Source organism: Methylobacterium sp. XJLW (genome assembly GCF_003254375.1).
Lineage (GTDB): Bacteria > Pseudomonadota > Alphaproteobacteria > Rhizobiales > Beijerinckiaceae > Methylobacterium > Methylobacterium fujisawaense.
Window position 1 is genome coordinate 1,606,608 of the sequence record NZ_CP016429.1, and the last position, 12,004, is coordinate 1,618,611.

Genomic DNA, 12,004 nt, shown 5'->3' on the forward strand with positions numbered 1-12,004 from the left:
GTTTTGATGACGGGAATGTGCCCCTTGCCATGTCTCGCGAAAATAGAAACGATGGAAACCTATCGTTTCTGGAAATGACCGATGCGATTGCCCGATTTCGAGGCCTGGGCGGTGTTCGCCAAGGTGGTGGAGACCGGCTCCTTCGGTCGGGCTGCCACGGAGCTCGGCCTGTCGAAGGCCACGGTCTCGAAGGCGGTGAGCCGGCTCGAGGTCCGGATCGGTGCCCGTCTGTTCAACCGCACGTCCCGGAAACTCGCCCTCACGGCGGCTGGGCAAGGCGCCAAGGACAGCGCCGCACGCATCCTGGCCGAAGGTGAGGCCGCCGAGGCCCTCGCGACGGCGAGCGCCACAGAGCCGCGCGGCCTCGTGCGCCTCGCCGCGCCGATGACCTTCGGGGTGATGCACGTGGCGCCGATTCTGCCGGCCTTCCTGCAGCAATACCCCTCCGTTTCGGTCGACCTGCACCTGTCCGACGCGGTCGTCGACTTGGTCGGGGGCGGATTCGATGCCGGGCTGCGCATCGCCGCCCTGCCCGACTCATCGCTGCGGGCGCGCCGGCTCTGCGGGATCCGCCGCTCGCTGGTGGCCACGCCCGCCTATCTCGACCGGCACGGCAGGCCCGAACATCCGGACGATCTCGTCCATCACACCTGCCTCGGCTACGCCTACCTGCCGACGCCCGATCGCTGGCGATTCGTGGACGGAGCCGGGACCGAGGCCGTCGTGGTGCCCGCGGGCCAGCTTCGGGCGAACAATGCCGAGGCCCTGACACCGGCGCTTCGGGCCGGTCTCGGCCTCGCCCTGCAACCGGACTTCATGATCTGGGAGGATCTCGAGGCCGGGCGCCTCGAACGGGTGCTGCCCGCTTGGTCGCCGCCCCCGATCGCGCTGCATCTCGTCATGCCCCCCGGCGATCCGAGGCCTGCGCGGGTGACGGCGCTGATCGCATACCTGGGGCAGACCCTCGCCCAGTCGCCTTGGGCCGATCCGCACCACCGGCGCGATCCACCAGAACGATAGGCCGCGCGACGGGGCCGTGCCCCACCCGGTTTCGGTCCTGGTTTTCGCAATCTGGATCAGTGCCGTCCACGTCTGCGTGCGTTATCGGCGATCAGCAGGTGAGTCGCATGATGTTCCTGCTGGCTGAATGACATCGCGGGCGGGGGCCGAGACGTACAACCCAACAGCAGGGGCCCGTAAATTTGCAACCTCAAGTTCGATCAGGACAATCTGGCATTGGACATGCGAGCGTTTCCGCGGCATGACGGTGTCCTGCATAAATGTATACATTCGGCGAGGCGTTGATGTCCCCTGCGGTCCCCGGACGACCGGCGCCAGATCGGCTGCGGCACAAGACCGTGTCCGCGGCCGTCGCGGACTCGTTGCGTCAGCAGATCCTGAACGGGGACCTGCCGCCCGGGGTGCAGCTTCGCCAGGATGCCCTGGCTGAGGAATTCGGGATCAGCCGGATCCCGATCCGCGAAGCTTTGCTCCATCTGGAAGCCAGTAATCTCGTGAAGATCATGCCGCATCGGGGTGCGGTCGTGACGGGTCTGTCGCTGCAAGAGGTCGAGGACATCTTCCAGCTGCGCGTCCAGCTGGAGCCGCAATTGCTGCTGCTATCGGCCCCTCATCTGTCGCACGACGAGATCCGGGATCTCGACGCGCTCGCGCAGGAGTACGGCGCGGCGCTGGAGACGGGCGAGGTCCTCCGATGGGGCGACCTGAACAGCCGTTTCCATCTCGACCTGCTCCGCCACGCCAATCGCCCGCGGTCGCTGACGATCGTGTCCGGACTGCTGCAGGATTGCGAACGGCCGACGCGGCTGCAGATCTCGACCTCCAACGACGCGACCCGCGCCCTCAGCGAACATGCGCAGATCCTCGACCTGTGCGAGGCGCGCAGGTTTGAGGAGGCCGCGGCCTGCCTGCGCGGCCATATCGAGCATGTCGGCACTTCCCTCATCGCCCTCTACCGGCGTGCTCTCGCCCGGGCCTGATCGGACCTGACAAAGCCGTGCGCCCCGGCGCATCCGGCCGACTCAGTCCGGCTTGGATGCCAGACCGCCGATCCGCCCCGGCAGACGGGTCAGGCGATCCTTCATCTCGAGCACCTTCTGGACCTTTGCGCCGAGGGTGAGGAGCTGGACGAGGCGCTCTGTTTCGAGGCGGCGCACGTCGGCGTACCAGCCCGCGAACAGCTCGAAGAGGTCATGCATCTCCTTGAGACGCTCCTGGGCGTGCCGCTCCTCCTCGGTGGCGGCGTCCTGCATCAGGAGCTCGCGCAGGAGGGTCAGCGTCGGATCGACTTCCCGCTTCTTGCGCTCCTCGACCAGCGTCCGGACGATCTGCCAGATGTCCTCGGGCGTCGTGAAGTAGTCGCGCCGGTCGCCCGGCCGGTGCTGGAGGCGCACGAGATTCCAGGCCTGCAGTTCCTTCAGGCCCATGCTGACGTTGGAGCGCGACACGCCGAGCCGTTCCACGATCTCGTCGGCGTTGAACGGCCGCTCGGCCACGAACAGCAGGGCGTAGATCTGCCCCACGGTCCGGTTGATGCCCCAGCGCGAGCCCATCTCGCCGAAGTGCAGCACGAAGGTCTGGACGAGGGGAGGCAGTTGCACGGCGAGGGTCCGACGCGGGGAAGGTACGGGGTCGCCCCCGGCTTATCAGGACTTGAGCCAGAACCGGAGGAGCGTCGCCACGAAGGCGAGGCCGACGACGCTCGAGGCCCAGAGCACCGCGAACCAAGCGAGGCGCTTCCAGAGGGGTTGTGCCGATGCGGGTGCCATCAGTGATATCCGTGCGCGTCGACCTTGCCGCGGAAAACCCAGTACGCGTACGCGGTGTAGGATAGGATGATCGGGATCAAAACCGAGGCGCCGGCGAGGAGAAAGATCTGGCTCGCCTCGGGAGCGGCCGCCTGCCAGATTGTGATCCGGCCCGGCACGACGTCGGGGAAGATGCTGATGCCCAGCCCCAGGAAGGTCAGGGCGAACAGGCCCAGCGCAATCAGGAAGGGCGCCCGCTCGGCCCCGCTGCGCAGGGCCCGCCACAGGGCGTACGCGGCGAGCGCCACGAGCAGCGGCACCTGCGCGGTGACGAGCACGTTCGGCATCGCCAGCCAGCGCTCGGCGTAGCGGCCCTGGAGGAACGGCGTCACCGCACTGACGAGGGCGATGGCCGCGACCGTCGCCACGGTGAGGCCCAGGGCATAGCGCCGGGCCTGCGCCTGGAGCTGGCCCTCGGTGCGCATCACCAGCCACGTCGCCCCGAGCAGTGCGTAGGCGACGACCACGCTCGCGCCGACGAGGATGCTGAAGGGCGTGAGCCAGTCCCACCAGCCGCCGGCATAGGCCCGCCCCTCGACGGTGATGCCCTGCAGGAGGGCGCCCAGCGTGATGCCCTGGGCCAGGGCCGCCACCAGCGAGCCGCCCGCGAAGGCCACGTCCCAGGCGGCGCGGTGGCGGGGATCGCGCCAGCGGAACTCGAAGGCGACGCCGCGGAAGATCAGGCCGAGCAGCATCGCGATGATCGGCGCGTAGAGCGCCGGCAGGATCACCGCGTAGGCCAGGGGGAAGACGGCGAACAGGCCGCCGCCGCCCAGCACGAGCCAGGTCTCGTTGCCGTCCCAGACCGGGGCGACCGAGTTCATCGCGGTGTCCCGCTCCGCGCCGGGCCGCAGGAGGGGGAACAGGAGGCCGATGCCGAGATCGAAGCCGTCCATGACGATGTAGGCGAAGACCGCGAAGGCGATCACGAACGCCCAGACCACCGTGAGGTCGAAGCTGTAGGCCATGGGTTCCTCACTCGGCCGGCTGGAGATGGCGGTCGGGATCGATCGCCGGGGCGGGGGTGAGGCCCGCCGTCCGGATCGGCACGCCGGGCTCGATGCCGCGCTCGCCGGCATGCGGGGGCTTGGCCATCAGGCGGAGGATGTAGGCGGTGCCCATGGCAAAGACCGCGAAGTAGATCACCACGAAGGCGGTGAGCGAGGCCGCCACCGCGGGCGCGTGGAGCGGCGAGGCGGACTGCGCCGTGCGCAGCAGGCCGTAGACCGTGTAGGGCTGGCGCCCGACCTCGGTGGTGATCCAGCCGGCCAGCACCGCCACGAAGCCGGCCGGGCCCATCGCCACCGCGAAGCGGTGCAGCGGCGGCCACGTGTAGAGCGTCCCGCGCCAGCGGGCGAGGAGGCTCAGGGCGCCGAGCAGCAGCATCAGCATCCCGAGACCGACCATGATGCGGAACGACCAGAACACGATCGGCACCGGCGGCCATTCCGCCCGCGGCAGGCTGTCGAGCCCCTTCAGGGGCGCGTTCGGATCGTGCTTCAGCACCAGCGAGGACAGCTTCGGGATCTCGACCGCGTAGCGGACGGTGCCGGTCTCCTGGTCGGGCAGGCCGAACAGGATCAGCGGCGCGCCGTCCGGGTGGCTCTGGTAGTGCCCCTCCATGGCCATGACCTTGGCGGGCTGGTGCTCCAGCGTGTTCAGGCCGTGCGCGTCGCCGGCGAGGATCTGGACCGGCGCCACCAGCGCGGCCATCCACATCGCCATCGAGAACATCGTCCGGGCAGCCGGATTGGACCGGTCGCGCAGGAGGTGCCACGCGCCGACCGCGCCGACCACCAGGGCGGTGGTGAGATAGGCGGCCAGCACCATGTGCACGAGGCGGAACGGGAAGGACGGGTTGAACACGATCGCCCACCAGTCGAGCGGCACGAACTGGCCGTCCGCGTTCGTGCCGTAGCCCGCCGGGGTCTGCATCCAGGAATTCACCGACAGGATCCAGAAGGCCGAGAAGAAGGTCCCGAACGCCACCATCAGCGTCGCGGCGAAGTGCAGCCGCGGCCCGACCTTCGTCATGCCGAAGAGCATCACGCCGAGGAAGCCCGCCTCCAGGAAGAAGGCCGACAGCACCTCGTAGGCCATCATCGGGCCCAGCACCGGGCCGGTCTTGTCCGAGAAGACCGACCAGTTCGTGCCGAACTGGTAGGACATCACCAGCCCCGACACGACGCCCATGGCGAAGGCGATCGCGAAGATCTTAATCCAGTACTTGAACAGGTCCATGAAGACCTGACGCCCGGTGGCGAGCCAAAGCCCTTCCAGCACGGCGAGGAAGCTCGCGAGGCCGATCGAAAAGGCCGGGAACACGATGTGGAAGGCCACCGTGAACCCGAACTGCATGCGGGCGAGGATCAGGGGATCGAGATTGGCGAGCACGTCGGGCCTCCGGCACTGAGCGCGACTCGGCATATAGCAATTTCAGAAATGTCTGAAAAGTCAGAATGCAGAACGGCCGCGCGTCGGGGCGGCCGCGCGCGTCGGCCTCCGGGGCTGATCCGGGCGACGCGCGGGTCTGGACGTCCGCGCTTGAACGCGGCAGGGTCGCGGCCTTCCCCACAGGTCGGGATCCTGCAGGCGCTCCGGTGCATGCCGCGCCACGGCACGCCGCGTCCCGACGCAAGCAGAGCACGCGCCGCCATGGCCGATATCCCCGCATCCGCCGCGCCCGTCGATCTCGCCTCCGCCCTCTCGGCGCGCATCCGCGGCATCGGGACGAGCCAGATCGGGCTGGTGGCGGATCGCGGGCGGGACGACCCGGAGGTCGTGAAGCTCTGGATCGGCGAGGGCGATCTGCCGACCCCGCCCTTCATCGTCGAGGCGGCCCACAAGGCGATGCTCGCCGGGCACACCCGCTACACGACCTCGCTGGGGCTGCCGGCGCTGCGCGCGGCGCTCGGCGCCTATCACGCCCGCCATTGGGACGTGGAGATCCCGCCCGACCGGTTCGCCGTCACGGCGGGCGGCATGAACGCGATCATGCAGGCCGCCCAGGTGCTGCTGGAGCCGGGCGACGAGATGATCATCCCGTCCCCGGCCTGGCCGAATCTCGGCGAGGCGGTCCGCATCGCCGGCGGCATCCCGGTGACGGTCCCGTACCGCAGGCTGCCGGACGGACGCTTCGCGCTGCCGCTCGCCGATATCGAGGCGGCGCTCACCCCGCGCACCCGGGTGATCATGGTGAATTCACCCTCCAATCCAACCGGCTGGACCATGCCGCTGCCGGAGATGAAGGCCCTGCGCGACCTCGCCCGGGAGCGCGGCCTCTGGATCCTCTCGGACGAGGTCTACGCGCATTTCACCTACGGCAACCGGATCGCGCCGTCCTTCCTGCAGATCTGCTCGGAGGACGACCGGCTGATCGTCACCAACACCTTCTCGAAGAACTGGGCCATGACCGGCTGGCGCGCCGGCTGGGTGATCTATCCCCGTGGCCTCGCGCCCACCTTCGCCAAGCTCGGACAGTACAGCACCACCTCGATCCCGACCTTCGTCCAGCACGCTTGCATCGCGGCCCTCGAGGAGGGCGACGGCTTCATCCGCACCATGGTCGACCGCTGCGCCGAGGCCCGGGCGATCCTGATGGAGGGCTTGTCCCGTCTCCCGGGCGTCACGGTCGCACCGCCTGACGGGGCCTTCTACCTCATGGCCCGGATGGGCGGCGACGAGCCCAGCCTCGACCTGGCACTGCGCCTGCTGCGGGAGGCCAAGGTCGGGGTGGCGCCGGGGACCGCCTTCGGGCCGGAGGGCGAAGGTCTGGTCCGGATCTGCTTCGCCATCAGCCCGGCCCTGGCGCGAGAGGCGGTACGGCGGCTCTCGGGCGCACTCGGGACCCGCGACCCGGCCGCGTCGGCGCATTGAGCCGGGCGGGTTAGGCGGCCCCGCTCGCCTTGCACGCGCGGCGACGAAGCAGGGCGGTGAAGCAGAGACGGTGAAGGCCTACGGGCCTTCCTTGCTCAGGGAGTCGCCTGTCCGAGGCCGCCGCGCCATCTCAGCGCCCCCAGCGCAGGACCAGCGCATCGTTCCGGCGGGCCAGTTCGATCAGCCCGGCGCGCGTGTCGGGGTGCAGCGGCTGGATCGGCAGCCGCGCGGTCTCGTGGGCGATCACCCCGCCCTCGGCCATCAGCGCCTTGCAGGCCAGCAGGCCGCATTGCCGGTTCTCGTAGTTGATCAGCGGCAGCCAGCGCGCGTAGGCGTCCATGGCCTCGTCCCGGCGGCCCGCCGCGTAGGCGTCGGTGATCTGCCGGATCCCGTCCGGATAGGCCCCGCCGGTCATCGCTCCGGTGGCGCCGGCATCAAGGTCGGCCATCAGGGTGATCGCCTCCTCGCCGTCCCAGGGGCCCACCACCGCTTCGCCGCCCAGCGCGATCAACTCGCGGAGCTTGGCTGCAGCCTGCGCGGTCTCGATCTTGAAATAGGCGACGTTGGCGATCTCCCGGGCCATGCGCGCCAGGAACGCGGCCGAGAGCGGCGTTCCCGAAACCGGAGCGTCCTGGATCATGATCGGGATCGAGATCGCGTCCGAGACCGCGCGGAAGAACTCGTAGATGCCGAGGTCCGGCACGCGGATCGTGGCCCCGTGATAGGGCGGCATGATCATCACCATGGCGGCCCCGGCCTCCTGCGCCAGCCGCGAGCGCTCGGCACAGACCTGCGTGGCGAAGTGGGTCGTGGTGACGATCACGGGCACGCGGCCGGCCACGTGCTCCAGCACGGCGTGCATGACGGTCTCCCGCTCCGCGTCGGTGAGGACGAACTGCTCGGAGAAGTTGGCGAGGATGCACAGGCCCTGGCTGCCGGCGTCGATCATGAAGTCGATCGCCCGGCGCTGCCCGTCGAGGTCGAGGGCGCCCGCGGCGTCGAAGACCGTCGGGGCGACCGGGAAGACGCCCCGGTAGGATTGGGCAGGCGAGGTCATGCGCGCTCCTTCCATCGAGAAGGCCGCGTTCCCCGGCGCGTGAATCGGTCCGGATTCGAGACCCGCTTCCTCCTAGCACGGAGCCGGCCTGTCCGCGGCCGCATCATATCCCCGGGACGATGCCCCTGTCGGTAGGCGTCCCGGGTTCCCCTTGATATGGGAAGCGCGGCCTTCCGGAGCGTGGCGCCATGCGGCGGCATTTCCTGACGGTCCATCAAGTCCCGGCCACGCGCTGGCCGCCCGAAACCTTTTCTGCGTCCCGCGTCGACAGCTGAGAGCGACCTCGGCGACAGCGGCAGGACCTTCTATCGCGCTGGAGCCAACCACGATGCGCTTTGTCTCGACCCGCCTCGCCCTGGTCCTCGCCGCTGCGGCATGCCTCCTCGGAATGCCCGCGCAGGCGGACGACCTCGACGCGATCCGTGCGTCCAAGACCCTGCGCATCGGGACGGAGGGCACCTACGCGCCGTTCACGTTCCACGACGCCTCCGGGGCGCTCGTCGGCTTCGACGTGGAGATCGGCCGCAAGGTCGCCGAGAAGCTCGGCGTCACGCCGCAATTCCTCGAAGGCAAATGGGACGGCCTGATCGCCGGCCTCGACGGCAAGCGCTACGACGTGGTGATCAACCAAGTCGGCATCACCAAGGAGCGTCAGGCGAAGTTCGACTTCTCCGAGCCCTATATCCGGGCGCGGGCCGTGCTGATCACACGCGCGGACCGGGCGGACATCACGTCCTTCGCCGACCTGAAGGGCAAGAAGGCCGCGCAGAGCCTGAGCAGCAACTTCGCGCGCCTTGCCGAGCAGTCCGGTGCCGAACTCGTCGGCACGGACGGATTCGATCAGTCGGTTCAGCTCGTGGCCACCGGCCGCGCCGACGCGACCGTCAACGACAGCCTGTCGTTCCTCGACTTCCACAAGCAGAAGCCGAATGCGCCCGTGAAGATCGTCGCCGAGCAGACGGACGCGGACGCATCCGGGATCATCATGCGCAAGGACAACCCCGCGCTGAAGGCTGCCATCGACAAGGCGCTGGAGTCGATTAAGGCCGACGGCAGCTACGCGGCGATCGCCCAGAAGTACTTCGGCGCCGACGTCTCGAAGTAGCCGTCCGGAAGGGGCCCGTCGCGGCGCCCCTGCGGGTCGCCTGCAGGCCCCTGCAAGCCTGAAGGCTGCGAGGATCCGGGCCTCTGAAGGCAGAGCGCATCGGGATCCCTCCCCGAGGGGACGCGGGGATCCGCACATATCCTTCGGCGAAGGCCATGCCCCGAGGCCGAACCTGCGAAACCCGTAACCCTGTCCGACCGAAAGGAAACGTCGCCCTGTGCCGCACTGGCTCGACCTCATGCTCCAGTCGCTGGGGCCGCTGCTCGCGGCCGGCCTCCGCTTCACGGTCCCGCTGACCCTGATCGCCTTCATGCTGGGGCTCGGCCTGGGGCTCGGAACCGCGCTCGTGCGCCTGTTCGCCCCACGCCCGCTGGCGGCCTTGGCCTGGTTCTACGTGTGGATCTTCCGGGGCACGCCGCTCCTCGTGCAGCTCTTCGTGATCTTCTACGGGCTGCCGAGCACCGGCATCCTGATCGACGCCTTCCCTGCGGCCGTGATCGGGTTCACGCTCAATGTCGGCGCCTACACGTCCGAGATCATCCGCGCCGCCATCGCCTCCATTCCGAGGGGACAATGGGAGGCGGCCTACGCCACCGGCATGACGCCCGCTCAAGCCCTGCGGCGCACGATCCTGCCTCAGGCAGCGCGGGTGGCGGTGCCGTCGCTCGCCAACTCCTTCATCGCGCTGGTCAAGGACACCTCGCTCGCGGCCGCGATCACCGTGCCGGAACTGTTCCAGGCCGCCCAGCGCATCGTGGCCGTCACCTACGAGCCGCTGATCCTCTACATCGAAGTGGCGCTGATCTACCTCGTCCTGTCCACGTGCCTGTCCTGGCTCCAGACGCTCTTGGAGCGGCGGCTCGGGCGATACGGCGGATATCTGGAGGCGCGCGCATGATCGCCCTGTCGGCCATCGAGAAGAGTTTTGGCGGGAACGCGGTCCTGCGGGGCATCGATCTCGCAGTGCCCGAGGGCCGCGTCACGGCGCTGATCGGCCCGTCCGGCTCGGGCAAGTCGACGCTCCTGCGCTGCGTCAACCTGCTGGAGATGCCGCGGTCCGGTACGCTCGACCTCGGCGATATCCGACTCACCTTCCGACCGGACCGGCCGCCGACCCGGCGGGAGATGCTCGCGGTGCGCCGCCAGACCGGCATGGTGTTCCAGAATTTCCAGCTCTTTCCCCATCGCACCGTCATCGAGAACATCACGGAGGGGCTCGTCACCGTCGCCAAGTGGCCGCAGGCCAGGGCGCGGGCGCGAGCGCTGGAGTTGCTGGAGCGCGTCGGCCTCGCTCACAAGGCGGGGGACTGGCCTGCCAACCTGTCAGGCGGCCAGCAGCAGCGGGTCGCCATCGCCCGGGCGCTCGCCCCCTCCCCACGCCTGCTCCTCTGCGACGAGCCGACCTCGGCCCTCGACCCGGAGCTCGCAGCCGAAGTGGTGGATGTGCTGGCCAGCCTCGCGGGGGAAGGCATGACCATGCTGATGGCGACCCACGACCTGCGCCTCGCGCGGCGCGTCGCCGACACGGTGGTGTTCCTGGAGGGCGGCACGATCGTCGAGCGGGGACCGGCGCCGGACCTGTTCGCCCACCCGAAGGATCCGCGCACCCGCCGCTTCATCCGGACTCTGCTCGGTGAAGCCGCGGAGGAGGCGTGAAGGGCGATCCGGCCTGGATCAGATCGTCCAGCCGCCGTCGATCATGACGGCTTGGCCGGTCGTGTAGGTCGCGCCCGCCAGGTAAACGGCGAGGTCGGCGATCTCCTCGGCGGTACCCAGCCGCCCGATCGGCTGCCGCGCGATGAAGGCCGCGCGGGTCTGCTCGTAGTCGCCCTGCGCGCGGATGCGCTCTTGGAGCGACGGACTCTCCACCGTGCCGGGGCAGATCGCGTTGCAGCGGATGTTGTGGCCGACATAGTCGGCCGCCACCGCCTTGGTCAGGCCGATCACCGCCGCCTTCGTCAACCCGTAGGCGAAGCGGTTGGGCACGCCCTTCACCGAGGATGCGACCGACGCCATGTTGACGATGGCGCCGTCGCGGCGCTCCAGCATCCCGGGCAGAACCGCGCGGATCGTGCGGATCATCGCCTTGACGTTGAGATCGAGGGCGAAGTCGAGGTCGTCGTCGCGCATCTCCAGGATGGTGCCGGCGTGCACGATGCCGGCGCAGTTGAACAGGACGTCGACCACGCCGATCCGCGCGACCAGGGTGCTGACGGCGCCCGCATCGAGAACGTCGAGGATCGCGGTGCTGAGACCGTCGGCGCGCAGCCCGGCGAGGGCATCCGCGTTGATGTCGGTGGCGTGGACCCGAGCCCCGGCTTGGGCGAAGGCGAGCGCGCTCGCCCGCCCGATCCCCTGCCCCGCCGCCGTAATCAGGACCGTCTTCCCGGACAGATCTGCCATTGCTCGCTCCCAGCAGGCTGCACTTCGCCGCGTCGGCTCCCGGACCGGGATACGCCGGCCAGATCCGGGCATCCGGGCTGAGTGCCCCCCAGCGTTGTAGGTTCCGGATGGGCGGGGCTCCAGGCCCGATCGCCCCGTCCATCCGACCCGACGCCGCCGCCCGGAGCGACGCAATCAACCGACCGCGCGGGATGACCGGCACGGTGGCGGATCTCTGGATGCCCGTCCGGCGTTCTCACGACGAAACCGTTTCGTGGAGGATCCCCGTGGGGCTTGCCGCCTTCGTCTTCTTCGTCGTGCCCTGGATGGCCGTGGCGATCTGGCTCTCGCTGCGTCCGTCCGGCGCCCGCCTGGGCGCCCCGGCTGCTCCCTGGCGTCCGCTGACGGATTATCCGCCGCCGGCGCGGGACCAGCAGGACAGCGCAGAGACGCAGAGCCTGGATTCGGGTGCGGCGCATGACGGCAAGCACGCACCGATCCAGGCCGTGTAGGGCCCGCTGAGGCGGCGGATGGTGGAGGTGGAGATTTCCACCTCCCGGCCAACAAGCGTCGCATCATCCCATCCGCCGCGCCTGCCCTGCGCCTCGATCCGTTCGGACCCTGGGCGGCACCGAAGGGGGCGGCGGCGACGCGCGTCTGGACCGGTCCGGACGGTCCGGCTCTCGGACGGGCCTGCCACGCGCCGACACGATCCTCAGGATCGTGAGCGCGCTTCGACGCGCCGTCCTGGCTCCT

The 12,004-nt window shown here is 69.5% G+C and carries 13 protein-coding genes; 7 read left to right on the forward strand and 6 right to left on the reverse strand.

Annotated elements, in window-relative coordinates; translation table 11 throughout:
* Positions 1-81: 81 nt before the first annotated feature.
* Positions 82-1,020 (forward strand): LysR family transcriptional regulator, encoded by a 939-nt coding sequence (locus A3862_RS07405; protein WP_043346969.1) that lies wholly within the window; start codon positions 82-84, stop codon positions 1,018-1,020.
* Positions 1,021-1,304: 284 nt separating this feature from the next.
* The gene (locus A3862_RS07410) at positions 1,305-2,000 is read left to right on the forward strand and encodes a GntR family transcriptional regulator (RefSeq protein WP_053609680.1); all 696 of its coding nucleotides are present in this window, start codon (positions 1,305-1,307) and stop codon (positions 1,998-2,000) included.
* 42 nt (positions 2,001-2,042) lie between these two features.
* Here the strand turns inward: A3862_RS07410 and A3862_RS07415 are convergent, their stop codons facing one another.
* The 4 genes from A3862_RS07415 to A3862_RS07430 are packed head-to-tail and all read right to left on the reverse strand — an operon-like array spanning position 2,043 to position 5,222.
* The gene (locus A3862_RS07415) at positions 2,043-2,621 is read right to left on the reverse strand and encodes a GbsR/MarR family transcriptional regulator (protein ID WP_043346968.1); all 579 of its coding nucleotides are present in this window, start codon (positions 2,619-2,621) and stop codon (positions 2,043-2,045) included.
* 45 nt (positions 2,622-2,666) lie between these two features.
* On the reverse strand, positions 2,667-2,789 hold the full coding sequence (locus A3862_RS07420; RefSeq protein WP_043346965.1) for a DUF2474 family protein: 123 nt from the start codon (positions 2,787-2,789) through the stop codon (positions 2,667-2,669).
* Positions 2,789-3,796 carry a cytochrome d ubiquinol oxidase subunit II gene (gene cydB / locus A3862_RS07425; protein ID WP_043388977.1) on the reverse strand — a complete coding sequence of 336 codons (1,008 nt, stop codon included), beginning with the start codon at positions 3,794-3,796 and terminating at the stop codon, positions 2,789-2,791. Before cydB ends, A3862_RS07420 begins: the two co-directional genes overlap by 1 nt.
* Positions 3,797-3,803: 7 nt before the next feature.
* A complete protein-coding gene (locus A3862_RS07430) occupies positions 3,804-5,222 on the reverse strand; it encodes a cytochrome ubiquinol oxidase subunit I (RefSeq protein ID WP_043760082.1) in 1,419 nt (472 codons plus the stop codon).
* A 261-nt stretch (positions 5,223-5,483) separates the two neighbouring features.
* Between A3862_RS07430 and A3862_RS07435 the strand changes: the two genes are divergently transcribed.
* Positions 5,484-6,704: a pyridoxal phosphate-dependent aminotransferase gene (locus A3862_RS07435; RefSeq protein WP_043760080.1), complete on the forward strand. Its 1,221-nt coding sequence runs from the start codon at positions 5,484-5,486 to the stop codon at positions 6,702-6,704.
* Between the two features lie 130 nt (positions 6,705-6,834).
* On the opposite strand, the gene A3862_RS07440 is transcribed toward A3862_RS07435, so the two are convergent.
* Positions 6,835-7,761, reverse strand: a complete 927-nt coding sequence (locus tag A3862_RS07440; RefSeq protein WP_043357464.1) for a dihydrodipicolinate synthase family protein — start codon at positions 7,759-7,761, stop codon at positions 6,835-6,837.
* A 388-nt stretch (positions 7,762-8,149) separates the two neighbouring features.
* Between A3862_RS07440 and A3862_RS07445 the strand changes: the two genes are divergently transcribed.
* From A3862_RS07445 to A3862_RS07455, 3 genes are all read left to right on the forward strand, one after another.
* Complete coding sequence (locus A3862_RS07445; protein ID WP_374701391.1) at positions 8,150-8,866, forward strand: amino acid ABC transporter substrate-binding protein; 717 nt, start codon at positions 8,150-8,152, stop codon at positions 8,864-8,866.
* Between the two features lie 217 nt (positions 8,867-9,083).
* Entirely contained in the window at positions 9,084-9,764 is a 681-nt protein-coding gene (locus A3862_RS07450) for an amino acid ABC transporter permease (protein WP_043760078.1), read from the forward strand.
* Positions 9,761-10,522, forward strand: a complete 762-nt coding sequence (locus tag A3862_RS07455) for an amino acid ABC transporter ATP-binding protein (RefSeq protein WP_043760076.1) — start codon at positions 9,761-9,763, stop codon at positions 10,520-10,522. Before A3862_RS07450 ends, A3862_RS07455 begins: the two co-directional genes overlap by 4 nt.
* An 18-nt stretch (positions 10,523-10,540) precedes the next feature.
* On the opposite strand, the gene A3862_RS07460 is transcribed toward A3862_RS07455, so the two are convergent.
* Entirely contained in the window at positions 10,541-11,269 is a 729-nt protein-coding gene (locus A3862_RS07460) for an SDR family oxidoreductase (RefSeq protein ID WP_043760074.1), read from the reverse strand.
* Positions 11,270-11,460: 191 nt separating this feature from the next.
* Here A3862_RS07460 and A3862_RS07465 point away from each other — a divergent pair, with 191 nt between their 5' ends.
* Complete coding sequence (locus A3862_RS07465) at positions 11,461-11,760, forward strand: hypothetical protein (RefSeq protein ID WP_236961840.1); 300 nt, start codon at positions 11,461-11,463, stop codon at positions 11,758-11,760.
* The last annotated feature ends 244 nt before the right edge of the window (positions 11,761-12,004 follow it).